The organism is Chryseobacterium joostei, assembly GCF_003815775.1.
Taxonomy (GTDB): domain Bacteria; phylum Bacteroidota; class Bacteroidia; order Flavobacteriales; family Weeksellaceae; genus Chryseobacterium; species Chryseobacterium joostei.
Genome location: NZ_CP033926.1, coordinates 2,401,616 through 2,426,641, shown reverse-complemented (window position 1 = coordinate 2,426,641; position 25,026 = coordinate 2,401,616). Strand labels below are relative to the sequence as shown.

At 32.8% G+C, this 25,026-nt stretch carries 25 protein-coding genes and 2 tRNA genes; 13 read left to right on the top strand and 14 right to left on the bottom strand.

The genetic code is table 11. The features are described from left to right. Nucleotides 1–159 precede the first annotated feature (159 nt). Genes EG359_RS11100 through EG359_RS11085 form a run of 4 tightly spaced genes read left to right on the top strand, consistent with a single transcriptional unit; the run spans nucleotide 160 to nucleotide 3,517 of the window. On the top strand, nucleotides 160–519 hold the full coding sequence (locus EG359_RS11100) for a hypothetical protein (RefSeq protein ID WP_076354665.1): 360 nt from the start codon (nucleotides 160–162) through the stop codon (nucleotides 517–519). Next, on the top strand, nucleotides 519–1,097 hold the full coding sequence (locus tag EG359_RS11095; protein ID WP_076354663.1) for an ABC-three component system protein: 579 nt from the start codon (nucleotides 519–521) through the stop codon (nucleotides 1,095–1,097). The genes EG359_RS11100 and EG359_RS11095 overlap by 1 nt, the downstream gene beginning before the upstream one ends. After that, nucleotides 1,084–1,602 (top strand): ABC-three component system middle component 5, encoded by a 519-nt coding sequence (locus tag EG359_RS11090; RefSeq protein ID WP_076354661.1) that lies wholly within the window; start codon nucleotides 1,084–1,086, stop codon nucleotides 1,600–1,602. The genes EG359_RS11095 and EG359_RS11090 overlap by 14 nt, the downstream gene beginning before the upstream one ends. Further along, nucleotides 1,592–3,517 carry a coiled-coil domain-containing protein gene (locus tag EG359_RS11085; RefSeq protein ID WP_076354659.1) on the top strand — a complete coding sequence of 642 codons (1,926 nt, stop codon included), beginning with the start codon at nucleotides 1,592–1,594 and terminating at the stop codon, nucleotides 3,515–3,517. The genes EG359_RS11090 and EG359_RS11085 overlap by 11 nt, the downstream gene beginning before the upstream one ends. Before the next feature lie 87 nt (nucleotides 3,518–3,604). On the opposite strand, the gene EG359_RS11080 is transcribed toward EG359_RS11085, so the two are convergent. The 6 genes from EG359_RS11080 to EG359_RS11055 form a co-directional block, all read right to left on the bottom strand. Beyond that, the gene (locus tag EG359_RS11080) at nucleotides 3,605–5,134 is read right to left on the bottom strand and encodes a hypothetical protein (RefSeq protein ID WP_076354657.1); all 1,530 of its coding nucleotides are present in this window, start codon (nucleotides 5,132–5,134) and stop codon (nucleotides 3,605–3,607) included. A gap of 71 nt (nucleotides 5,135–5,205) precedes the next feature. After that, complete coding sequence (locus EG359_RS11075; RefSeq protein ID WP_076354655.1) at nucleotides 5,206–5,628, bottom strand: hypothetical protein; 423 nt, start codon at nucleotides 5,626–5,628, stop codon at nucleotides 5,206–5,208. Between the two features lie 71 nt (nucleotides 5,629–5,699). After that, on the bottom strand, nucleotides 5,700–6,020 hold the full coding sequence (locus EG359_RS11070) for a helix-turn-helix domain-containing protein (RefSeq protein WP_076354653.1): 321 nt from the start codon (nucleotides 6,018–6,020) through the stop codon (nucleotides 5,700–5,702). A gap of 179 nt (nucleotides 6,021–6,199) precedes the next feature. Then, a complete protein-coding gene (locus EG359_RS11065) occupies nucleotides 6,200–6,469 on the bottom strand; it encodes a helix-turn-helix transcriptional regulator (RefSeq protein ID WP_076354651.1) in 270 nt (89 codons plus the stop codon). A gap of 699 nt (nucleotides 6,470–7,168) precedes the next feature. Continuing rightward, a tRNA-Gln gene (locus tag EG359_RS11060) sits at nucleotides 7,169–7,239 on the bottom strand. A 189-nt stretch (nucleotides 7,240–7,428) separates the two neighbouring features. Next, nucleotides 7,429–7,499, bottom strand: a tRNA-Gln gene (locus tag EG359_RS11055). A gap of 99 nt (nucleotides 7,500–7,598) precedes the next feature. Between EG359_RS11055 and EG359_RS11050 the strand changes: the two genes are divergently transcribed. The 5 genes from EG359_RS11050 (at nucleotide 7,599) to EG359_RS11030 (ending at nucleotide 11,559) form a co-directional block, all read left to right on the top strand. Further along, complete coding sequence (locus EG359_RS11050) at nucleotides 7,599–8,627, top strand: AMP-binding protein (RefSeq protein ID WP_076354649.1); 1,029 nt, start codon at nucleotides 7,599–7,601, stop codon at nucleotides 8,625–8,627. Between the two features lie 43 nt (nucleotides 8,628–8,670). Next, nucleotides 8,671–9,063 (top strand): alternative ribosome rescue aminoacyl-tRNA hydrolase ArfB, encoded by a 393-nt coding sequence (arfB, locus tag EG359_RS11045; protein ID WP_076354647.1) that lies wholly within the window; start codon nucleotides 8,671–8,673, stop codon nucleotides 9,061–9,063. A 45-nt stretch (nucleotides 9,064–9,108) separates the two neighbouring features. Continuing rightward, nucleotides 9,109–9,753, top strand: coding sequence for a hypothetical protein (locus EG359_RS11040; RefSeq protein ID WP_076354645.1), 645 nt, complete (start codon nucleotides 9,109–9,111; stop codon nucleotides 9,751–9,753). A 294-nt stretch (nucleotides 9,754–10,047) separates the two neighbouring features. Further along, a complete protein-coding gene (locus EG359_RS11035; protein ID WP_076354643.1) occupies nucleotides 10,048–10,428 on the top strand; it encodes a GreA/GreB family elongation factor in 381 nt (126 codons plus the stop codon). A gap of 156 nt (nucleotides 10,429–10,584) precedes the next feature. After that, on the top strand, nucleotides 10,585–11,559 hold the full coding sequence (locus EG359_RS11030) for a deoxyhypusine synthase family protein (protein WP_076354641.1): 975 nt from the start codon (nucleotides 10,585–10,587) through the stop codon (nucleotides 11,557–11,559). Nucleotides 11,560–11,821: 262 nt separating this feature from the next. Here EG359_RS11030 and EG359_RS22440 read toward each other — a convergent pair whose 3' ends face one another. Further along, the gene (locus EG359_RS22440) at nucleotides 11,822–11,968 is read right to left on the bottom strand and encodes a hypothetical protein (protein WP_164463061.1); all 147 of its coding nucleotides are present in this window, start codon (nucleotides 11,966–11,968) and stop codon (nucleotides 11,822–11,824) included. Between the two features lie 91 nt (nucleotides 11,969–12,059). Here EG359_RS22440 and EG359_RS11025 point away from each other — a divergent pair, with 91 nt between their 5' ends. Further along, nucleotides 12,060–12,356: an MGMT family protein gene (locus EG359_RS11025; protein WP_076354637.1), complete on the top strand. Its 297-nt coding sequence runs from the start codon at nucleotides 12,060–12,062 to the stop codon at nucleotides 12,354–12,356. A 107-nt stretch (nucleotides 12,357–12,463) separates the two neighbouring features. Further along, entirely contained in the window at nucleotides 12,464–13,261 is a 798-nt protein-coding gene (locus tag EG359_RS11020; RefSeq protein ID WP_076354635.1) for an alpha/beta hydrolase, read from the top strand. Between the two features lie 64 nt (nucleotides 13,262–13,325). Here EG359_RS11020 and EG359_RS11015 read toward each other — a convergent pair whose 3' ends face one another. Together EG359_RS11015 and htpG are read right to left on the bottom strand one after the other, a co-directional pair. Further along, complete coding sequence (locus tag EG359_RS11015) at nucleotides 13,326–13,730, bottom strand: helix-turn-helix domain-containing protein (protein ID WP_076355258.1); 405 nt, start codon at nucleotides 13,728–13,730, stop codon at nucleotides 13,326–13,328. 427 nt (nucleotides 13,731–14,157) lie between these two features. Continuing rightward, entirely contained in the window at nucleotides 14,158–16,050 is a 1,893-nt protein-coding gene (gene htpG / locus EG359_RS11010; protein ID WP_076354633.1) for a molecular chaperone HtpG, read from the bottom strand. 81 nt (nucleotides 16,051–16,131) lie between these two features. On the opposite strand from htpG, the gene EG359_RS11005 reads away from it, so the two are divergent. Beyond that, complete coding sequence (locus EG359_RS11005) at nucleotides 16,132–17,628, top strand: hypothetical protein (RefSeq protein ID WP_164463060.1); 1,497 nt, start codon at nucleotides 16,132–16,134, stop codon at nucleotides 17,626–17,628. A gap of 55 nt (nucleotides 17,629–17,683) precedes the next feature. Here EG359_RS11005 and recA read toward each other — a convergent pair whose 3' ends face one another. From recA to EG359_RS10990, 3 genes are all read right to left on the bottom strand, one after another. Then, entirely contained in the window at nucleotides 17,684–18,685 is a 1,002-nt protein-coding gene (gene recA / locus EG359_RS11000; RefSeq protein ID WP_076354629.1) for a recombinase RecA, read from the bottom strand. 180 nt (nucleotides 18,686–18,865) lie between these two features. After that, nucleotides 18,866–20,050 carry an oxygenase MpaB family protein gene (locus EG359_RS10995; protein ID WP_076354627.1) on the bottom strand — a complete coding sequence of 395 codons (1,185 nt, stop codon included), beginning with the start codon at nucleotides 20,048–20,050 and terminating at the stop codon, nucleotides 18,866–18,868. A gap of 79 nt (nucleotides 20,051–20,129) precedes the next feature. Beyond that, nucleotides 20,130–20,927, bottom strand: coding sequence for a helix-turn-helix transcriptional regulator (locus EG359_RS10990; protein WP_076355256.1), 798 nt, complete (start codon nucleotides 20,925–20,927; stop codon nucleotides 20,130–20,132). A 198-nt stretch (nucleotides 20,928–21,125) separates the two neighbouring features. On the opposite strand from EG359_RS10990, the gene EG359_RS10985 reads away from it, so the two are divergent. Further along, the gene (locus tag EG359_RS10985) at nucleotides 21,126–22,916 is read left to right on the top strand and encodes a hypothetical protein (RefSeq protein WP_123867353.1); all 1,791 of its coding nucleotides are present in this window, start codon (nucleotides 21,126–21,128) and stop codon (nucleotides 22,914–22,916) included. Nucleotides 22,917–22,994: 78 nt separating this feature from the next. Here the strand turns inward: EG359_RS10985 and gap are convergent, their stop codons facing one another. Both gap and pfkA read right to left on the bottom strand, forming a co-directional pair. Beyond that, nucleotides 22,995–23,999 (bottom strand): type I glyceraldehyde-3-phosphate dehydrogenase, encoded by a 1,005-nt coding sequence (gap, locus tag EG359_RS10980; RefSeq protein ID WP_076354623.1) that lies wholly within the window; start codon nucleotides 23,997–23,999, stop codon nucleotides 22,995–22,997. Nucleotides 24,000–24,032: 33 nt separating this feature from the next. Next, nucleotides 24,033–25,019 (bottom strand): 6-phosphofructokinase, encoded by a 987-nt coding sequence (pfkA, locus tag EG359_RS10975; protein WP_076354621.1) that lies wholly within the window; start codon nucleotides 25,017–25,019, stop codon nucleotides 24,033–24,035. Nucleotides 25,020–25,026 lie beyond the last annotated feature (7 nt).

The following is a 25,026-nucleotide window of genomic DNA, read 5'->3' as shown; positions in this document are numbered from 1 at the left end:
GTGATATTTTGATTTTATGGCTTCCCATAAATATTATTAACAAATTATTTATATTTTAGATGCAGTAAAAAGTATTTAAATAATTTTGGATAAATAAGTTCAGAATTCTTTCGTTAATTTAAACACTTTAGCAGACAATTAAAAAACAATAACGTTAAAATGGAACCAATTACATTGATTACAACAGCATTAACTTTAGCTACTCCATTCCTGCTTAAAACAGGAGAAAGTATAGCAGAAAAAGTTGGTGAAGATATTTGGGCGGTTATCAAAAGTCCCTTTACAAAAAAGAATATTGAAATGCCAATAAATATTAATTCGGAGGAAGAAAAAAATAAACTATTTAATCTTATTCAGAACGAGATTGCTGAAAATGCGCAGTATAAAGAAGAATTAACTGTTGCTATTGAAAATGGAAAGCAACAGTTAAATTCATATTCTCAACAAAATATTAATAATAACGCCGAAGTTCAAAAACAAATTAATATTCAAAGTAATACAGGTAGCATTCAAATGTAATGGGTCAGAATGTAGAAAATAAAGACAGCCAGATCCAGCAACAATTGAATATTTCGTCAAACGAGGGTGCAATTTACTTAACTAGGCAGACACGATTTTCAAAAAGATTCGAAAAGCTTAACAAAGAAGTTGCTACTGATGTAAGATATGATGGAATTATGGAATCGCTAAAATACTACCTTACTAGTCGGGATGGAATTGATATGCCTACAAAATTGAAAGATGGAGGCTTTAGAGATAGTGAGATACTTGAAGCTACTAGAAAAAAAGAAAAATACGCAAAAAAACTAGAGCTAAACAAGTTTTTTGAATCCGCACAATGGATTGACAGTCAGTTATTTGGAAAAATAAAAATGGATTTTGAAACCCATATCCTTCCTCTTATCAACAATCAAACCTGTAAAGATGATATTTTAAAAGAAGTTGTTAAAAAAGTTGTTGAACCTGTTTTAGATGTGATTAATATTGAAGGAGAAAATGATGAAGTTCTCAACTATAATGCTGAAGATATTTTTGGAATGATCTATTATTTAACTGGACAATGTCATTTAAATTGGACAAATTATGATAGTATATAATCAAGCTTTTGATCTTTATCATACAATTTTTAGAATTCTCCATTTTTTAAACAAATTTGAAAATGGAACTAAAATAGAAGTAGAAAGAATTAGAATTTGGGATTTCTATTTATTATTCCCGAGCAAAATACACGAAATTAAACTGAGACAAACAGAATCAGATATTAGAAAACTTCGTAAAGAATTTATAAAGGATTCAAATAATCCTTATGAAAAGGTGTATGAGAACAGAAAAGTTTTTGAAAAAATAAAACCTTATCAACTTGCAGCCTTAAATTGTATTGCTTCTTACGGAATAATTGACAAATCATCCATTAACCTACAAAGAGTTAAAATATTAAATAAAGATATTTTAGCTGAATTTGTAAATAATTTTGATGAACTGACGCCCAAAGAAAAAAATGTCATCTCGTTGATGACAGGGCATTTCAATCAAATCTCTTTATTTGGTGAAAATGGACTAAAAAGTAGAACAAGTTTAATGGAAAGTAGATATGATGCGTAATAATCTTTTTTTATTAAGACTTTACATACAGACAGAACTCGGAAAAGTGGCTTATGATGAAAGATTTCATAAAGGAATAAATATCATTCGAGGAGATAACAGTAGTGGAAAATCAACAATAACACATTTTATTTTCTTTGTTTTAGGAGGTGCTTTTGGTGACTTTGTTCCCGAAGCACGTTTATGTTCTTTTGCTATTGCAGAAGTTGAAATGAATAGCGTTATTTTTACTGTAAAACGGGAGCTTATTAAAGATGAAGATGGAAAGATAAATACACAAGCTCCAATGTATTTTTATTGGGGAACAATGGAGGAAAGTTTTTCACCTCCTGAAGGAAAGACTTGGCAAAAATTTGGATACAGAACAACAGATAATATAAGAAGTTTTTCAAATATATTATTTGAACTTCTTGATTTACCAAACGTTAAAGGGGATAGCAATATAACATTTCATCAAATTCTTAGACTTTTATACATCGACCAAGATTCTCCTACGAGTTCTTTATTTTACTATGAACATTTTGACAGTCAACTTACAAGAGAAACAATATCAGACTTATTGTTAGGGGTTTACAGCGAAGATTTGTATGAAAACAAGAAGCGTTTAATAATTGCAGAAAAAGAATTTGAATCAACCAAAAGCGAGATAAAAGCAACATCTAATTTCTTTACCGATGCCTTATCGCTAAACCCAACACACATTGAAACACAAATACAAAATAAAGAGATAGAGATTTCATCAATCCAAGAGGAAATTATTGCAATTCGTACAAAAGAAAAAGAAGCTGACTATAAAGAAGATACAAAATTAGAATTTCAAAAACTAAATGAAGAATCCATAATCCAGAGAAAAATTGTTTCTGAATTAGAAAGTACTATTAATATATTAAATAACGAAATACAAGACTCCGAATTTTTTATAGAAACTTTAAACAAAAAAATAAAAGCATTAAAAAATTCTATTAATACAAGAGAATTTCTAGGACATTTGCCATTAGAATATTGTCCAGAATGTCTATCAAAAATTAAGCCCAGCAATGAATCTGCTTGTAAGCTTTGTAAAGAGCCAATAGATGAATCTTTTGGTGTCGTTCAGGCAAGAAGAATGGAAATTGAAATCGGGTTCCAAATAAACGAGTCTACAAAGCTTTTAGAGCTCAATAAAAGAAGCTTATTAGAGCTAAAATCCAAATATATTGCTGAAATTGGGAAATTACAAGATTTACAGAAACAAGTTAATGACGCATTGAAAGACGTTAAATCCTTTAGTGAAGAAACCATAGATCAGCTAAACAGTAATAAAGGCTTTATTGAGGGGGAAATTTTACAACTTAGAACCATGTTAGAAAATGCAGAATTCTACAATCAGCTTTTACTAAAAAGAGCCAGTCTTCAAAATGAAATAAATTTCTTAAAAAAATATATCTTCCAGACTGAAGCCAAGCAGGAAAAGTTGAAAGAAGAAATTACTAATATCGTCAGAGAAGAAGGTGTTTATTTATTAAACAATGATCTTGACAGACAAGATGAATTTAAAAATGCAAGTGATTTCTTTATCGATTATTCAAACAATCTAGTTTTTCTGTCAAATAAATATTCTAAATATTCTGCCAGTTCTAATTTCTATTTAAAAGTATCTGCTAGATTTGCTCTATTTCTAGCATCATTGAGAGTGCCTCAAATGCGCTACCCAAGATTTATTTTTGCTGATAATATGGAAGATAAAGGTATTGAAATGAAAAGAGCGCAAAATCTTCAACAGTTACTTATTGAGAGGTTGAAAGATTATGATCCATCAACTTATCAAATGATATACACAACATCTTATATTACGGAAGAATTAGAAAACAGTGATTTAGTTGTAGGTGAATATTACTCTAAGTTAAATCCAAGTCTAAAAAATATTCCAAAATAATTTTTTTTAAAGTATAAAAGAAAACAGGCATAAAAAATGCCTGTTTTTATTTTATTGCCGTTGACTTAAAGCGCACTAAAAGCCCTCTTAAAAGCCGTTATAAGCATACCATTCTGAATGTAATTCCACTTTCCTTTTATAGTCAATCTGATAATCATATTTCTTCCATCTTTCTTCTTCTATCTTTGGCATTAAACCTGTATATTCAAAGATGTATTTAGGCATTAAATCGGCCAAAATATGAGCGTACTTTTCTGTTGTAGATAAAGAGTCATGAATAGAAAATAATGGTATTTCTGGGTACTCATTAGCGATCTTCTTTGATACAAAATCAATAATACATTCTGATTCAATATTTTGTAATAACTTGGAAAAATCAGCATTATTTTTCATCTTGAAAATCTCTATCAAAGCAATTAAATTTGGAAAATCTTTTTTAAAGGTTTTGTAATTCGAGTTTCGTGTTTTTATTCCACTGAAAAATAAAGTAAAAATAACTCCTTTCATCAAAGCTCTAACATTATCCACTTTTTTTAGTTCTGTTACTTTTTTTATAGCATTATATTTATTAGCAAAATAAGAACCCAACTGCTTCTTAGGATTCATTACACTTTTCATATTTTCATAAATTTCACCATTAAGAACCCATGTTTTAAAAATTTCATACTCTTTCTGAAAATCCTCTGTAGAAAGGACTTCACGGAGTTTCTGCAACATAAAGGAATTATAATCCTTTATACTATATATTCTACTTAATATATTACTTATTCTATCATTGTTATTTATAATAGAATTTATTAAAAATATCAAGAAAAACGGTTGTGAATTTTTCAGATCATACCCTACTAGTTCTTGACCTTCGTATGTTACAAAAGGTTTAAATATCTTCTTCAAGTTTGTTAGAACTGTGTGTAAACGAAAATCACTTTCCTTATTTCTGGTAGCATAAAAAGCCTTGTGATGCAGAGTTGATATTTGATGATTCCAATGAACTTTTTTATGCGTTAAATCAAAAATTTCACCTTCATAATATGATAAATCTTTAATATAGGTTTTAGCCCCTTCAAAATCAATCTCTAAACCATCATTAAACCACTTCAAAAGATGTTTATTCTCCTCATATACCTCAGATTCCTGAATAGATCTTGCAACTATTACCGTACTAGACTCCAAGGCCTTCATTTCAATTATTTCAGAGACTGAATCTTCTTTTAGGGACGGCAAAATAAAATTGGCAAAGCAATATTTATTTGAAGAGAGTTCAGGCACGTAATTTTCAGCCTTAAAAATAATTTCTTGCTCAATAAGCCAGTCTATATACTCATTATAATCGGATTTAATCCCCCTTAGAATCGTTGCATTAAGCGCTACAGGAATGTTTTCAAGGGCTTTATTTTCATATGTATTTTGGCGCTTTATTATCGTTGTAACGATATAATAGAAAAACTCAACTTTTAGCTGGTAGGCAAAAGTCGGACGGTAAACCTTCACAAGTGTATCTATATAATTTTTAATTACGCAAGGAATTAAAGCTATATTAGCAATTGTAATCCTTTGTTTTTCTTTTCTAGTCAGCTTTCTTGCTGTTTTATTTTCAGATAATAATTTTTTTGACATAATGTTAATTTTTAAACAATGGAAATCCCACATCTAAAAAGAGATTCCCATTGCTGGTTAATATTTTTTTATTACGAATCTTTCCACTTGTCAAGATCTCTACTCATACAAGGTTCAATAGTTTCAAGCTTTTTAAATTGTTTTTTGCTCCACTCATTGAATAAAAAATCACGAAGCGCTTTATCAACCTCCTCAAAAGTGACATCAGAATAAGGGTTAATATCAGTTTCAACACTAATCTTATTTTTCCACTCTTCATTAACATAAATATCTGCTACCACTTCAGAATCTTTATATCCCCAAATCTGCTCTTCGCTATCAACTTCAAAGTAAAAGTCCTTAGCTTCTGATATTAATCTTTCTCTTTGTTCAAGTTGATAATTGATCTCAGCCATGATTATCTTTTTTTCAAGTTCTTTAAAATCAAATGTTTTAATTTTTTCCACATTAGATTTTTTGCTTTTAATTTTATTTTTTCTGTAAATATTTTTCATATTTCAAATTATTTTAATTGTTAAAAGGTTTTGACGTAACAATACCATCCTAAATTTTCATCTAAAGAGTATTAGTTTACAGGAATGAGCGATTTTAGAATCTCAGACTTTTTAAAATAAATTTGTGATCCGAGCATAAATGATTTTATCTCTCCAGATTTTCTTAGTCTCCAAAGCGTTACTTTACTCACTCCTAAAAATTCAGCTGCATCTTTAATTGGTAAAAGGTCTTCAGGTTTTCTTTCTTCAATACCATTTATTTTAGTTGTTAAATGAGATATTTTTCCTATTAAAGTTTCTTCCATTTCATAATAAAGTTGTTCTTTTAATTCTTGTAAAACTGCAAGTAATAGCATTTCAATGTGGCTATTTTTATTTTTGTTTAAATTCATAATTGATTGATTTTAAATTGTTTATTTTTTTATTTCTTAAAATTTGGACGTGACAATCCCTCCCGCAATAACCATTACGGATATATTTACACGTTATTTTTTTATTATACTAAGCGGAAATATTATTAGTTTCCTGATATTTTATTTATAAAACTCTGCCTGATTAACAGTCTCATTTTTCACTTCTGTTTACATGCTAAAACTTCTTTTCTATCATAATATACTCTATGCCCGATTTTTCTTGGAACTAAAATCTTTTTATTATTCCAGTTAAAAAGCGTTGAATAAGTGACACCTAAGAGTTCCATAACTTCTTTTCTCGAATAAAGCTCTTTTTCTTGTTCGGTTTGCTGTCCGATTTTAAGAGTTTCTAATACTTTCATAACTACTTTTTCAATCTCAGTAATTAATTCCTCTTTTGGTACGTGTACTAATTGTAATGTGTTCATTTTAAAATATTTAATTGGTTATGTTATTTTATGCATAATAAAATTTTGGGTATAAAAAAAAGACCCCTTTCTTTAAAAGGTCTTTAGTCTATCTTAAATTTATTATATGTTCTTTCTTCTTTCTTCTTTCTTTATTCATTTTTAATTAAAGGACGTAACTCTCCCGTTAGACAATAAAAATTCAATTACTGCCTTTAAAGCAAAAAACCTATGAATGCTAATATAACATTTATAGGTTTTCTACATTATTTTAACTTTTCCTTTGTCAAAATAATTACTGAAAGCTTTTTTATATAATAATTTAATAAAATACTTCTAAGCTCTCTAATTAAGCTAATGTACAAAAATCGTGCCAAATATTTTATTTTTGAAAAATAATAATTAACTACTTGAATTACTGATGTGTATGGGTGTATTAGTGCTTTTCAACATCTGTTTGTTGAGAATTATTTAGAAACATGGGTGTACTTGATGAGTAAATCAATGTATAGCGACTATAGTAAATATCATGGATGGTTATTGAGGTGAAACGGTCATTGTTTCCGTTACTGAAATGCAATCAGATTCAAATAAGTTAAATGAGATGTAAGCGGGGCTTTTTTACAAAAAACAGTGACCAAAATCGTGACCAAGTGACCAGAAGTGACCAAAATAAAAAAGCAACTTGCTGTAGATTAGCGAGTTGCTTTTATTTGGTTGTAGACCCACAGGGATTCGAACCCCGACTGACGGTACCAAAAACCGGAGTGCTACCGTTACACTATAGGTCTGTTTTATTTTTGGTGGTGCAAATCTACAACTTTTTTCCTTATATGCAAAAACTGTTTTTGAAAAATTATGAATAAAGTATTTATTTTATCAAATAACCTTATTTCATGCTATGGTTTTTAAGCTGAATTTTGAATGAATTTAAACTGATTATTCTAAAAACAAAAACCATCCTAAAAAAGGATGGTTTGTAGACCCACAGGGATTCGAACCCCGACTGACGGTACCAAAAACCGGAGTGCTACCGTTACACTATAGGTCTGTTTTATTTTGGTGATGCAAATTTACAGCTTTTTTGTTTAGATACAAGAATTTTTTAAAGTTTTTTTTAAATTTACATCACTTTTTATGTATCACAATCATGCTTATAGACTTCAATAATCTCAATATTAATAAATTATCATTCCATACAGAATTTGAAAAAAAAGTAGAAAACTTTTTAGAAGAATGGGTTTCTGATGGTGAAATGGTAAAAGTTCAGACCTCAGGGTCTACGGGAGTTCCAAAGATTTTCGACATCGAGAAAAAGAAAATGATCAATTCTGCAGTGATGACCTGTAATTTTCTGGGATTAAAAGAGGGAGATAAAGCTCTATTGTGCCTGCCTGTAGAATACATTTCAGGAAAAATGATGATAGTACGCTCTATGGAACGCAATCTAAAGTTGATTGTTACAGAACCATCTTTAAATCCAGTAGGACATTTGGATGAAGAAATAGACTTTTGTGCGATGACTCCGCTTCAGGTAGAAAATTCATTGGATCAATTACATTTGATTAAAAACTTGATCATTGGCGGAGCTGCAGTTTCTGAAAGTCTCAAAAATAAAATTCGTCATATAGATCTAAAGAGTTCAAACTGTATTTTTGAAACTTATGGAATGTCAGAAACACTTTCCCATATTGGTCTGAAACAGTTAATGCCGGAATCCGAAGATTATTTTACTGTGTTTGAAAATGTTTCTATTTCCTTGGATGAAAGAGGATGTCTGACCTTATTTGCACCCAATGTAAATGATGAGGTATTGAAAACTAATGATTTAGTTGAAATTAAAAACGATAAGCAATTTAAATTCCTGGGAAGAATAGACAACGTAATTAATTCTGGTGGAGCGAAAATTTTTCCGGAAGCGCTTGAAACCTTAGTCAAAAAAGAAATACCTAATGAAGCTATTTTTGTAGGCTTACCCGATGAAAGTTTAGGGCAAAAACTAGTGCTGATTGTTGAGGGAAAAGAATCGGACGGCTTAATTAGAGCCATTTCCCAGATAACATTTGAGAAAAAATTCCATAAACCAAAAGAGATTATTTTTATTAATACAATTCCAAGAACACCTAACGGAAAAGTTAACAGAATAGAATTATACAAAATGATTAGTGAAAATATTTAGTTATATCTTGGCTCTCGTAGCCTGAATTTCAAAATTTAAAACAATGAAAGACTTTTCAAAAGAACTCAGTTTCAAAACTTCCCGCAGCAGTGGAGCCGGAGGACAGAATGTAAATAAAGTGGAGACTGCTGTTACCGTGCTTTGGAAAGTAGAAACCTCTGTTTTTTTTAATGATGATGAAAAAATATTAATTCAGGATAAACTGAAAAACAGGATTAATGCAGATGGGTGGCTGTTTCTAACAGTTTCTGAAAGCAGAACCCAACTCATGAATAAAAATAAGGCTATTGAAAAAATCATTGATTTAGTAGATAAATCCTTGTTTATTCCTAAAAAAAGAACTGCTACAAAACCATCAAAAAGGCAGAAGCAGAAGCGCTTGGATACCAAAAAGAAACTTTCGGATAAAAAAGAAAACAGACGTTTTAAATTTTAGATCTCTTTTCCTGGAAAATCTTATTTTTGCCAAAATTTTTAACCAATGATAAAAAAACTATTTCTGTTAGGGGCTTTTTCAAGTTCATTAGTTTCGTTTGCTCAACAAAAGATTTCAATTATTCCATCTGTAGGATATGCATGGAGAATTGCTGAAACACCGTCTGGGCTTTCTAAAGCAGAGAAAGATTATGTAAAAGGATTAAAAACGGGTGTTCATTTTGATATTTCTGCCTACTATAACTTGAAAAATATTGGTCTGGGGGTTAAGTTTTCCAACTTCAATGCATCAAGCAATGGCTATATATTGGGATATTCTGGAAATGGAACTCCTATTTCCGTTCCTGTTACAACTAAAGATAATATTACATTTTTTGGTCCTTCCCTAATGTATTCTAATTATAACGAGGCTACAAAACATAAACTATTTTTTGATGTGTCACTTGGAGTGATTTCTTATACTACAAAAACAGCCAATGTAAAAGGAACCGGTTCCAATCTTGGGTTAGATGCAGGTGTAGGGTATCAATATGCACTTTCTAGGAATTTTTTAATAGGACCTAAGCTTGGAATTACAGCGGGAACATTAGGAAAAATGAAATTTAATGGAACGACGGTTGATTTTGGTGACGATCAAAAAGAAGGTCTTACAAGAGTTTCCTTAAGTGCAGCAGCAACATTCCGTTTTTAAGTTATATATTTGTAAGAATAGAAATAATAATTATAATGACAGCAACAATCTTTTTATCAACGGAGCGCCGAAGAGCAGGGTTGTTGCTGTCATTACTTTATCTACACACAGATTCTTTTCTTAAAAGTTCTAAGGACTTTATCAATTAAGCCCTGTCAGGATCCAAGACAGGGGATTATTCCAGTTTTTTATTTATTGTTTTTTGCGGTTTTCCATGGAAATGAGTTTATATGCTTGATTTCTACATTGGATCATCGGGGAATACCTGCATTTTAATCTTAAAAATTGAAAAAAATGTCCAATCAAATTATTGTAACTACCGGAATTTATGATGCCATAAAAGATACCCTTAGAAGAAAAAAAGTAAGTATTCCCGAAGAGAAGAAATTAACGGAGGAACTTAGAAAAGCTAAGCAAGTTTTGAGGAGAGACTTACCGGCAGATGTAGTAACAGTTGAGAGAAAAGTAACCTTAAAAGATCATACGCTGGATTTTGAACACGAATATATTTTTGTTCCTTCAGCTAAGGAGAAGGTGAAAAAAAATAAACATTCCATTCTTTCCGATATAGCGTTGGCTGTAGTTGGGTATAAAGTAGGAGATATTATCGACTGGCCTTTCCGGGATGGTGCACGGAAGATTGAAATATTAAAGGTAGAAGCCTGGGAGGGATAAACTTTTGTTGAATATTATTATATAAAGAAGCGTGGCTCATTTTGGAGTCACGCTTTTTATTTAACAAATGATAAAAAAAGCAACCTCTATGATACTTTCTTCGAGTGCTTTGGCTGCATTCCATTTTTAAGTTTTATCTTTGCAAAAATTATAAAAATGAACAAACCAATTTCTGAATTTATAGAAAAATATTTTCTGCATTTCAATGCAGCTGCTTTGGTAGATGCGTCTAAAGGGTATGTTGCACATCTTAAAGATGGTGGGAAAATGATGATCACTTTGGCAGGAGCAATGTCTACTGCTGAATTGGGGAAAATTCTTGCAGAAATGATCCGTCAGGGAAAAGTGGACTTCATCTCTTGTACAGGAGCTAACCTTGAGGAAGATTTAATGAATCTTGTAGCTCACTCTCATTATGAAAGAGTTCCGGATTATAGAGATCTTACGCCTCAGCAGGAATGGGATTTATTAGAGAGAGGATTAAACAGAGTTACTGATACTTGTATCCCTGAAGAAGAAGCATTCAGAAGATTGCAGAAGCATATCGTTGAAATCTGGAAAGACGCAGAAGCTAAAGGAGAAAGATACTTCCCGCATGAATTCATGTACAAAATGATTCTTTCAGGAGTATTGGAGCAGTATTATGAAATTCCTAGAGAAAACTCTTGGATGATTGCTGCTGCAGAAGCAAACTTGCCAATCGTAGTTCCGGGATGGGAAGATTCTACAATGGGTAACATCTTCGCTTCTTACTGTATCAAAGGAGAGCTTACTGCTACTACAATGAAATCTGGTATTGAATATATGACTTATCTTGCAGATTGGTATACTAAAAACTCAGCTGGAAAAGGAGTTGGATTCTTCCAGATTGGTGGAGGTATCGCTGGAGATTTCCCTATTTGTGTAGTACCAATGTTATATCAGGATATGGAAATGCATGACATTCCTTTTTGGTCTTACTTCTGTCAGATTTCTGACTCTACCACATCTTATGGTTCTTATTCAGGAGCAGTTCCAAATGAGAAAATTACTTGGGGTAAACTTGATATCACTACACCGAAATTTATCGTTGAAAGTGATGCAACGATCTGTGCACCATTGATGTTCTCTTACATTCTTGAAAATTCTTAAGAAATAAAGATATCTCAAACGAGACTACAATAACAGCGCTTCAATTTATTTTGAAGCGCTGTTTTATTTTGCAGTATTAGCTTTGTCGTTAAGATATATTGGATGGGATAAACGTAATGGCGCAAAAAAAATCAAAGATTTACATAAAGGATTTAGCAGTACCAAATTTTGTCGGAGCTGAAATTTTACGTCCTATCGTAGCAATACTTTAAGTCAACTTGCGTCTTTGTGATTTCCAACAAATCGCAATATGTACAAAAAATTAATCCAAAGAATTTACCAGTACAAAATAACGGTATGCTAAAATCCCCTTTTCAACCTTTGTCAATTGATTGGGGTCTTTGTTACTCAACTTTGGGAGAACCTTTTTATTGATTGTATTCAGCAATCGGAAGAATGATTTTTTCATATCTTTATCTTTTAATGAAACATCATTGAGTTTATAAGAATTCAAAAATGATGCAAAAGCAAAACATGTTTCCTATTATACAACAATAATTATGGATGAAATTTTCAAGCAACAGGTATACGAAGTGGCAAAACTTATTCCCAAAGGGCGAGTTTCTACCTATGGAGCCATTGCAAAAGCAGTGGGCTATCCCAATCATTCACGTCATGTAGGAAAAGCAATGGGAGGCTGTCCGGAAGATGTTCCAGCACATCGAGTGATTTCCAGTTCAGGACTATTATCTGTTCCTGAATTTCAGCCAAAGCTCGAATCGGAAGGGGTTATTATTGAAAATTTTAGAATAAAAAATTTCAAAAAATTGTTTTGGGATCCAATCAATGAAATTTAGGTTCTGAGTTTTTACGATTCAGATAAATAATTATACAGCTCGGTTATATATTTTTTCAAATTTCTGCCCATTACAATACCTTTGGTTCATTATTAAAAACAAATATCATGAAACCAAGCTCAATTCTTACCCTTGTATTTCTTTTTCTGGCTGTATTTTCAAAAGCACAGATGGATGATAAATTCTATCAGCCCAACAAAATGATGAAGCCTTTTGAAATGAAAATTTCAGATTCTGTAAAATTTCCCGTAGAAGATAATATCATTACGGCTTTCATTGCAAAACCAAAACAAAAGGAAATTAAGAAGACCATTTTCTTTTTTCATGGTGCTGCAGGGAATGTTACAACGTATCAATTTATTACAAAACCCCTGGTAGATGCAGGATATCAGATTGTAATGGTTGATTTAAGAGGATATGGCTTGTCAACAGGGAAACCGACTCATAAAAATGTGGCAGAGGATGCACAAAAGTTTTTTGATGAACTGAGTAAAAGAGAGGATATTAAAAATACTAAAATTTATATCTACGGCGCCTCATTAGGATCTCAGGTATCATCACATCTTGCAAAAGATAATATTTCTAAAATTTCAGGACTTATTCTGGATTGTCCTATGGCTTCATTCACCGATATTGCGGCACATTTTTCACCCCAGTATAAAGATTTTATTTTGCAGACATTAGTATCTCCTTATTCTGCCAAAGAAGATGTTAAGTATTTAGGAAAGCTTCCTGTACTCGTTATTCATGCAAAAGGTGATCAAACGGTTCCTTACGAACAAGGGAAGTTGGTTTTTGATAATACTTCATCCGGAACTAAGGTTTTTATTGAATCAAAAGGTGACCATCTGGAAGGAATGATGAATAATAAAGAAGAAATTTTAAAAGCAATGGATAAATTATAAATGAAGACTCCAGCGGCGAAGCCGCTGGAGTCTTTTATAGTTACAAATATCTTAATATCAATATTTATCTTTTAGCTCTTGAAGTGCTTGTGGCACTCTTTAATTCCTCCTTTAGTCTTTCATTTTCTTCCTTTAACAAAGCAATATATCCTTGTAGATTTTCAATAATCTCTCCCGGAATATTTCCATAATTACTTTGAGTATTAATTAATCCTGCAGAAGTTCCTGAATTATCATTAAATACAGGATGATCATTATTAACTATAATTTTAGCGTCTTCTTCTTCATAGATTTCATCTAGCGGAACTTCCAAAAAGCGAGCAATTTTCTCCCATTCTTCAGGTATAATTCTTACATCACCGCTTTCTTTTCTGCTGTAGTTAGAGACATCAGTTGCGATAAAATCAGCTACCTGCTTTTGCGTATAGCCTTTTTGCTTTCTAATGATGCGTAATTTTTCTTTTTGCATGTCCGACATTTTATACAAAAATGGAGAAAAAGTAGAATGTATACAATAAAAAATAGAAAAAAATGCTTTAAAATGATGAGAACTAAGCGAAAAGGAAGATGAGATGTATAATATGAGCATTATTCAATTGAATAGTTGATGATTTTCTTTTGATATTTCTTTTATCCTGAAATAAAAGACCATCATTTAGATACTTAAATTATAAACCAGAAAAGTTTTATTTTTAAACACTTTAGCTCACATAAGTAAGGTCAAAAAAATAATATAAAAAGTTCACATCCGCAGAAAATATTGGATTTTCAAACCCTACGTGTACTTCATATCCATAAAGCTTGTTTCTTTAAATAACTTAAGTAGTTTATATCTTTTGTGGTAAAAAAAATAAGAAAGAAAAAAGGCTGTCTCATATGAAACAGCCTTTCGTGTATTATTTTTCAAGTTGCTTGTAGCTTCTTTGTATAAAATCTGTCAGGTCTTTTCCTTTCAGTAAGTTTTGAGATAACTTAGCCAGATCCAGTGCATATTTAATCAGGCTTTCCTTTTCCTCAGCATTCTCTGTTTTTAGGATCTGATTAGAAAGATCACTGTTAGAATTTACCACAAGGTTGTACATTTCAGGGAAACCTCCCATTCCAAACATACCGCCACCGCCTGTTGCCTGCATTTCTTTCATTCTTCTCATGAATTCAGGCTGGGTAATAGTAAACGGAGCATCATTGCTGTCCAGATCCTCAAGCTGTACTGTGAATTTAGTATCCTGAATAGCTTCTTCTACATTTTTCTTTAAAGATTCCTTTTCTGTTTCATTTAATTTTGAAATGACAGGTTCATCTTTTTTGATCAGGTTATTGATGTGATCTGCGTCTACTCTTGCAAATGAAATATTTTCCTTTGAAGTTTCCAGTTTTTGAATCACGTGTGGAATGATATGAGAGTCTAATAAAAGAACTTCATATCCTTTATCTTTTGCAGATTGAATATAGCTGTGTTGCTCGTCTGCATTAGTCGCATATAGAATGACCAGTTTGTTATTCTTGTCTGTTTGTGATGGAGTAATTTTTTCTACCAATTCATTCCAAAGGAAATATTTTCCGTCAGTTGTAGGATATAGGGTAAATTTATCTGCTTTTTCAGCAAACTTTTCTTCCGTGATGATTCCGTATTCAATAACGATCTTAATGTCGTTCCATTTTTGTTCATAGTCTTCACGGTTTTCATTGATTAGGGAAGCCATTTTGTCGGCAACTTTTTTAGTGATGTAGGAAGAAATTTTCTTGACAGCACCATCTGCCTGAAGATAAGAACGAGATACATTCAATGGGATATCCGGAGAATCAATTACTCCTCTTAGAAGCATTAAGAAATCAGGAACGATACCTTTTACTTCATCCGTTACGAATACCTGATTTTGGTATAACTGAATCTTATCCTTATCAATATTTAAGTTGTTGCTTAATTTAGGAAAGAATAAAACTCCGGTAAGATTGAACGGATAATCTACATTTAAGTGAATATTGAATAAAGGTTCCTCAAATTGCATTGGATAAAGCTCGTGGTAGAACTTCATGTAATCCTCATTTGTCAGTTCGCTTGGAGAAATTGTCCATGCCGGTACCGGATTGTTGATGATGTTGTCTACTTCTTCAGTTTCAGCAACAGCATCTTCCGGAGCGTCTTCCGGTAATGGAAGCGTATGTGTTTTTGTTCCGAATTTAATAGGAACAGGCATGAATTTGTTGTATTTTAAAAGTAATTCACGGATTTTACTTTCTTCTAAAAATTCTAGAGAATCTTCTGCAATATGAAGAATGATTTCTGTTCCTCTGTCTGTTTTCTCAGTCGTCTCTTCAAGGGTGAATTCAGGGCTTCCATCGCAGATCCATCTTACCGCAGGCTCATCCTTATAGGATTTTGTAAGGATTTCTACTTTCTCAGCTACCATAAATGCAGAGTAGAATCCAAGCCCGAAGTGTCCGATAATCCCAGAATCTTTGGCTGTATCCTTATATTTCTCCAGAAACTCTTCAGCTCCGGAGAAAGCAACCTGATTGATGTATTTCTCAACCTCTTCACCGGTCATCCCGATACCTTGGTCTATAATGCGTAATGTTTTTTGTTCTTTATCAATTTTAACCTCAAGTTTCGGATTCCCGTATTCAACTTTTGCTTCTCCAATACTTGTCAGGTGCTTTAATTTTAATGTAGCATCCGTTGCGTTGGAGATTAATTCTCTTAAGAATATTTCGTGGTCACTGTAAAGAAATTTTTTAATAAGTGGGAAAATGTTTTCCACAGATACGTTAATATTTCCTTTAGTCATAATATTTTAGATTTTTTAATTTTCTAATATTTCTCAAAAAAAATACCACAGCGATGAAACTGACAGAATGGCATTTTTTTTATGATGGGCAAATTCATCGCTTTTATTATATTTACCCCCAATTATAATAACAATATGGGAATCTTTGATTTTTTTAAGAAAAAGAACAACAGACAGGAAAATGTGAGTACTCCGGTTCAATATAATGAAATGCCAGAGGAAAAAGCGGTTGAAAAGAGAGTAGAGGAAGTGGTAGAAACCATACCGGAAGTTCCAGCACAGCCGATAGAAGAGGTGAAAATAAGTGAGCAGTACGAAAAAATCAGGATTTATAACGACTACATTATGTATTCCATCGCGCTTCAGCTTAGAGGTGATCTTGCCCCTATTTCTGCATTTGAAAAAGAAAATGGAGAAGTAGAAGGGTTTGCCTACATGGTGACAGAGGAAGGGTATACTCTTTCCGCTGAGGAAGTGATTGAAAGAATGGAAAAGAAGTTTGAAAGTGAACTTGAAGAGGGTAAAATCAAGTCTTATATGATTTTATACCATTCACAATTTGACAATGATGGTAATCATAGCCTGGCAACAAGAGAGAATGAATTTAAAGCTATCACAATGGCTTATCATTTTAAGGGTGAAAATCAGGACAAGATAGCATTACCTTATGTTTTCGAGAATGATAACATTACCTATAAAGGAATCGTAGAGTTTTCTCATGAAGAAAATAATGATATTATGAATACTCAGCTAGTTGAGGGTAAAAATTATTTTACCAATATGGAGCCTATCAAAGCACCTGAAATCACTAACGAAGCTGGTATCAAAGTAAGGAAATCTAATGTGCCTAGCCTTATCAATACCTGGAGCGGTATTTTTGGACATGATAACTTTCAGAATAATCCTTCTTATGCTGATCATCTGATTGCTCTTTTAAAGGAAGGTAAGGCTAATGAGCCGGATTTTGAAAATAATAAAGCAAGCAAAATGGAGTTTGCGGATGTGAAATTCAAGACTCTTTTTAATGAAGAATTTGGTACAATTTATCCGGAAATTAAGACTGATTTTTCATTGGATTTTGAAACTAAAGTTATCAGTGAACTAGAGAACGCTTCTAATGAAGAGGCTATTGTAGCGGGTCCTGCAAGAGATACCTTCGGCGTTTGGTTCTTTGCTACAGATTATGCAGAGAAAAGAGATCAATATTTAGTGCAGCCTCACTTACATATTAATCTTAGTGGAATTGCCTTTGTACTGGATGTTCATAAAGATTTTGATTTACCTGACGGAACCAAAATGAGTGAAGAGTTCACTACTTATATGCCAAGTAAAGATCTTCCTAATTATGCATGCTTTGATTTTATTGGGAAGGTTATTGATTTCAAGGAAACTGTATTGTTTGAAGATGGAAGCGTACAGGGTTACATCGTAAAGCTAAAGTTAATCACCCATGAAGAAATGGATGATTTCTTCACCATTGATGTTTTTGTCCATAAAGATAATATGAGATTTGAAACCTTAACAAAGGGAATGAAAGTCGCTGGACTTTTACAGTTGCAGGGTAAGATTGCAGAATAATGAAAAGCATATAAAATAAAAACGGTCTGAATATTCAGACCGTTTTTTTTATGAATTATTTGTTTTTCAATTCTTCCTTGATTTTGTTTTCCAATTCCTCGGAAAGTTCAGGGTTATCTTTTAAAACATCTTTTACTGCATCACGTCCTTGTCCTAGTTTGCTTTCTTCATAACTGAACCAAGATCCGCTTTTCTTCACAATTCCCATATCTACAGCAGCATCAAGGATTTCTCCAACTTTGGAAACTCCTTCTCCGTACATGATATCAAATTCTGCCTGCTTGAATGGAGGTGCTACTTTATTTTTCACAATCTTCACTTTCACACGGCTTCCGATAGCTTCATCACCTTGTTTGATTGGTGCACTTGCCTTTCTGATATCAATTCTTACAGACGCATAGAATTTAAGAGCATTACCACCGGTAGTCGTTTCAGGGTTACCGAACATTACACCGATTTTTTCTCTTAGCTGGTTAATGAAAATTACGGTACACTTCGTTCTTGAAATAGTAGCTGTTAGTTTTCTTAATGCCTGAGACATCAATCTTGCATGAAGACCCATTTTTGAATCTCCCATTTCTCCTTCAATCTCTGCTTTTGGAGTAAGAGCAGCTACAGAGTCAATAACTACAATATCAATAGCTCCGGAACGAATAAGGTTATCCGCAATTTCTAAAGCCTGCTCACCGTTGTCCGGTTGAGAAATGATAAGGTTTTCTAAATCAATTCCCAGTTTTGAAGCGTATGTTCTGTCAAAAGCATGCTCAGCATCAATGAAAGCGGCAATACCACCAGCTTTTTGAGCTTCAGCAATAGCGTGAAGAGTTAATGTTGTTTTACCTGAAGATTCAGGACCATATATTTCAATGATTCTACCTCTTGGATATCCACCTATACCTAATGCAATGTCTAGTCCTAAAGATCCGGATGGGATTACTTCTATGGTAGTGTCTACAGCATCATCACCCAAAGTCATTACCGTTCCCTTTCCGTATGTTTTATCTAGCTTGTCAAGCACTAATGCGAGTGCTTTTTTCTTATCATCAATGTTACTCATCTCTATTAAAATAATTTCTCAAAAATACATAATTTAAATATCAAAAACTAATATTATTTATCCCTGAAACAGGTTTTTAAAGTTAAAAAATGATAATTTTTAATAGCTGATGTTATTCATAACGAAGCAGATGCAGTATTCTTTTTGAAAATGTAATTTTTCTGAAATAAAGAGGATATTTTAATAAAAATTTGAATTCTGTGTAATGTTCAGATAATCTTTCAATACTTGCATTTGGTCTTTATTTCCTCTTTTAATCCTTGAGTCACGGCTCACAAGACTGTCGTAAATTTTATTGAAAAGTATTTTTGATTTCGGAAATAATTTTCTGTAGGAAACCTCCGGAATTTGTAATCTTTTACACACTTCATCATCCAATAAAAACCAAGTACAGCATATATGCAGATATCTCAGATTTTTCCTTTGAAATTCAAATTTTAAAATAGGGTTTTCCAATGATTCATTCAGTAAAGAATGGGCCAAAAGAACAGAATCTTTATCAGATGGTGGCTGGAGTGAAGTCCATAAATAAAAATATTCTGTAGCCTGCTTTTTATCATCGGGCAGCAGTTGTTCGGGAATTCCAAGTAAGTATCCCACATATTTCCATAGATGGAAAATTCCCTGTTCTTCTTCAACAGAGAAAGTGTTTCCTAATTTCTGAAGACTGTGGAGAAAAACAAGACTGAAACCAATATAGGTTGCCATCATATCCCATGAATTGATAGGCTCGCCCCAGTTTTCTGTATCCCAATCCTTATAATGCTTTTTAATGGAAAGTCTTGCGTAGGAATGGATCAAACGGGTTTTTATGGCAAATTCATATCCCTTTGCATGAATTTCCAAGGCATCATAGCGAGTGGCATTTACCCAAAAATCCAATGTTTCGGAAAGACGCTTTACAGCTCCTTTTTTTAAGGCTTCGGTAACAATAAGTGGTTTGTTGAGATAGGCGTAGTCATAGCCTCCTATTAAACAGTAATCCCTCAGGGAGATTAAGGAATCCAGATTGCTTCTCATGCAGAGCTCCGCACCGCTTTTTAATAAATTATAATCAAGCCAGTTTGGAACTTCCTGTGTTTGGGCAAAAAGTTTTTTGACACTTTCAGGAACGAAATCATTTTCAGAAACCCCGTTGCGGACATAATGTTCAATTTCCCTTGAAGCTTCATGGAATTTTTTCGTAAAATAAACATCTTTTACAACTTCATCACCGGTTTCATCCACATGATAAAAGAAAGGAGCATACTTTTCAAAATCCCGAAAACTCACTTGAGCTCCGGAAAATTCAATCAGTTGTTTCCCGTTCCCGTTTTCCCAAAAATTTCTAAAATGGGGAGAATCTTTAAACCGAGGTTGTATCATTGTTCATTCCTTTACAGATAAAAATACAAGTTTTACACCGAAATACTCTGGTGAGATTTATCAGTTTTAAAAATGAGTATTATAAATATCCCCATTCAAAGGCCATTTTTATAAGTTCTGAACAGTTTTTGCAGCTAGATTTCCTTAAAATATTTTTTCTGTGTGTACGTACCGTTTCTTCTGAAATATTCAAAAAATCGGAAACTTTTCCGGCTGAATATCCTTTTGCAATGTAGGTTATAATTTCAACTTCTCTTTTGGTAAATGTGAAGAGCGCAGTTTGGGAAACCTTATCGTGTTTCAACCACTGCATCTGATGAAAGTCTTCCCGCCCGTTGATTCCGGAAATCAAAACGGTGTAGGAGTTTTGATGGGTGATATGTTCAATGTTAGTATGGATGTTTATTGCCTGCAAAGCTTTTCCATACTCATCTTTAAATGTATGCAGGGATTGATGATGAAAAAGCTCATAGTTTCCTTTAGAGGTTTTCATCCGAAAACAATAGCTGAATTTCAGCTCGTGGAGATAGTCATTGGCTCCTATTTCCTTCATTTTATCCATGCACATTCTTTCGGCTTCCATCACAAATTCAAGATCATCGGGATGGATGAGGTCTATGATTTCCTTGAGGTGTACAGGATATTTGCTTAATCCATGTATTTTCAGAATATCTTCATGATGGTTGTAAATAGTACTGTCTGCAAAGTTGATCACATAATGATAAAACTTTCCAGGAGCAAAAACCTCCCCAATAATGCGCTCAACGGAGGGAACGGATAGCATTGTTTTCTCATTCTGAAGCAGTTCCGGATAATTATTCCAGACTTTAGTGAGAGGATGCGGCTTTTTTGCCTGGGTTATAAATTTCTTATCCATGGTTAATGTTTTCATAAAATTAATAAAATTATGTTAAAAAATCCCCCTTTTGTGGTATTTCATTTGGCCCAAAACTATTGTAGCTTTATATGAAACTAATGACCATGGAAGCTCAATTTCTAAACTGTTTGTTTTATGGTTGCGGCTTTCTATTCTTTATTTCAATCAAAAAAAACTTTAACCTGAAAACAAATAATCATGAAAACAAAAGCTTATTTTCTACTTCTCTTTATATGTCCGATTTTATTTTTTGGACAAAAGAAAAAGAATAACAATTTGGATACAAAAGAAAAAACATCTGGAATTTATATTTCTTCAGCACAGCATATCATCTATGATTTCAAAGCAGGGGATTATTTGAAAGATATTCACAAAATAAAAGTACATACGCCGGTTATTTTCAAAATCAAAAATGTAAATCCATTTGTATATAAAATCACTGTTACTCCAAAAGATTCTATAGTGGGTGAATCCAAGTTTGATAAAGATTTTATTGATTTTCTGACTAAGAAAGAATTACAAAATGGTGAAGATAAGCTTTCGCAAGAACAGACTGAATCGAGCAAAAATTCTCCCAAGCAGACCGATATAATAATGGATAAAGATTTGAAAGGTAACTCTGATGAGAAAAAAGAGAATGTAAAAGCAATTTCTGCAATTGTTCAAAACCAATTATTGAGCAAAGAAAACCAAAAAGCTAAAGATAATATAATAACAATCTTAAGTAAACTGAGCTCCTTAGGTATTGATATATCATCTTTAGGTATTGATATATTATATAATGATAGCAAGAAAATAACTGAAAATATTTTAGGGCAAAAGAAAATTAATGATACTATTTCAGTAGATACTTTAGCTAAATTAATTACTTCATATAATCAGAGTAAGAAAAAAATTAGTGATAATAGTGAGAAAATAAAAGCCAATGATATTATTATTAATGATAAAACTAAGGAATATCAGTTTTTGTTAGATGATTTCAATAAAAAACAAGGCAAGTTTATTGATGATTGTCGGTATGTTTTTGAATTATTACGTATTACTAAAAAGGTGAGTGCAATTGCAGATATATCTGACCTTGATTCGTTGCAGTATGTAACAAAATATAGAGAACAAATACAATCAAGCTCAAAAAAACTACTTGATGGAATAACACAAATTGATGAGTATAAGAAAAGTTATTCAGAATTGAATGATTCTTATGTTAAATTATTAACAATGAATAATTTAGATCTGATTATGGAAAAAAGTGGAATAGATAAAATTCTTTCTTACCCAAAATTTCAAAAAGAAAAGGCTGATCAACTTAATATATGGTTTGTAAAATATCATTCTGATGAAGTTATAAAACAAGCGTTTTTAGCAACAACTCAATTGGATAATTTGGAGAACTATACCGTAGAGTCTGATCCTTTCCAACCAGAAAATGATATGATACAGTTTAAAATTAATATTGAACCCCGAGATAAGACAAAGTCTGAAAAAAATTATAAACATAGAAACTTTACATATAGGCAAGCCATTTATGGAGGAACGCGTGTAGATTTTAGTTTAGGTTTGGCTGCTGCTTATTATGGCAATATTTCCCGTTATGAAATAGGTATTGATAACAAACTTACTACCTATGAAAAGAAATTTGTTTCATCATCACTTATTGGGATGGTTACTATGAGTTATAGAAGAACTGGTTATATTGCTTATGGAGGAAGTGCAGGAATGGGGATGGATGTTGTAGGAGGGAAAGTACAAATATCAAACTTTTTCGTAGGACCAACTATGCTGATGGGAAAGAAAGAGAGGATATTTCTTACGATAGGTGCATCATTAAAAAATATTAGAGAACTAAAAGATGGCTACGATGGTCTTCAAGTACCAGCTACTGATGACTTAACTTCTTATTCAAGAGATAAATATAAAGTTGGTGTATTCGCATCTTTAACATATAGTCTTACAAGAGATGCTAGAGCATTAATAAAAAACCTACGATAGCTAATAAAAAAAACTAAATAAAAAAACCTTCCCATCGGGAAGGTTTTATATTACTTATTGCTTATCGCTCATTACTTATTATAAAGAAGCAGCGTGTACAAGCATATCAACTAACTTGTTAGAGTAACCCATTTCGTTGTCATACCAAGAAACAAGTTTCACGAAGTTAGGAGAAAGCATGATACCAGCATCTTTATCGAAGATAGAAGTTCTCTTATCTCCTACAAAGTCCTGAGATACTACTGCATCTTCAGTATATCCTAGGATACCTTTCAACTCACCTTCAGAAGCTTCTTTAATAGCAGCACAGATCTCATCGTAAGAAGTAGCTTTTTCTAATCTTACAGTAAGGTCAACTACAGAAACGTCTACAGTAGGTACTCTGAAAGACATACCTGTTAATTTACCGTTTAATGAAGGAATTACTTTTCCTACTGCTTTAGCAGCACCTGTAGAAGAAGGGATGATGTTGTTTAGAGCAGCTCTACCACCTCTCCAGTCTTTCATTGAAGGACCGTCAACAGTTTTTTGAGTAGCTGTTGTAGCGTGTACAGTTGTCATTAAACCTTCTACGATTCCAAATTTATCGTGGATAACTTTAGCTAAAGGAGCTAAACAGTTGGTAGTACAAGAAGCGTTTGATAAAATTTTGATATCATCAGTAAGTTCCTTGTGGTTTACACCCATTACAAACATTGGAGTATCATCTTTAGAAGGAGCAGAAAGGATTACTTTCTTAGCACCTGCATTAATGTGAGCTTGAGCAGAATCTTTAGATAAGAAAAGACCTGTAGATTCTACGATATAATCAGCACCAATTTCGTTCCACTTTAGGTTGTTAGGATCTTTTTCAGCAGTTACTCTGATTTTTTTTCCGTTTACTACAAGATCATTTCCTTCTACAGAAACTTCACCTGGGAAAACACCGTGTACAGAGTCATATTTTAACATGTAAGCCATGTATTCTGCATTGATTAGGTCATTGATTCCTACAACTTCAATGTTGTCTCTTTCAGTCATTGCTCTGAAAACAAGACGTCCAATTCTACCAAAACCGTTGATACCTACTTTAATTGTTGACATAATAGTTTGTTTTTATTAGATTTATAAAAATAATTAGATTGCTAAAATTTCTGAAATCAACATTAGATCCTTGTTGATTTCATTATGTTTTTTAATGGCTTCTTCAATAGGCGTATATACCACATCGTTGGAACGCATTCCTGCCATTACATTGGTTTGCCCATCCATTAATCCTACTACTGCACCATACCCAAGTCTGCTTGCCAATACTCTGTCTGCACAACTAGGAGAACCTCCTCTTTGGATATGCCCTAATACAGCAATACGAATGTCGTATTGTGGAAACTCTTCTTTTGTACTGTTGGCAATATCATAAATACTGCCCAGTTTTTCTCCTTCTGCCACGACTACGATACTGGAAGCTTTTCCGGTTTTCTCAGCCTTTCTGAAGTTAGAGAAAAGATCCTGTAAGCTGTCTTTCTTTTCAGGAATAAGGATGTCCAGGGCACCTGTTGCCAATCCGCTGTTTAAAGCAATAAACCCTGCATCACGACCCATCACCTCTACAAAGAAAACTCTGTTGTGGGAAGTGGCCGTATCACGGATTTTGTCAATAGCTTCCATAGCAGTATTCAACGCGGTATCATATCCTATGGTGTTATCCGTTCCGAAAATATCATTGTCGATTGTTCCCGGAATACCGATAACCCTGATTCCAAATTCTTCACTGAAGATCTTTGCTCCGGTGAAAGTTCCGTCTCCACCAATACATACCAATCCATCGATACCAAACTTTACGCAGTTATCATAAGCTTTCTGACGGCCTTCCTTGGTTCTGAATTCAGCGGATCTGGCAGACTTTAGAATGGTTCCACCTTGGTTGATTATGTTTTTTACAGAACGGGCTCCCATTTTAAGGAAATCATTGCTGATAAGGCCATTGTAGCCTTCCCTTACTCCGTAACATTCAATATTATAGTAATTGGCGGTTCTTACCACCGCTCTTAATGCAGCATTCATACCCGGAGAATCTCCTCCCGAAGTAAGAACTGCAATCTTTTTTACAGCACTCTCTTTCATCTAGTAA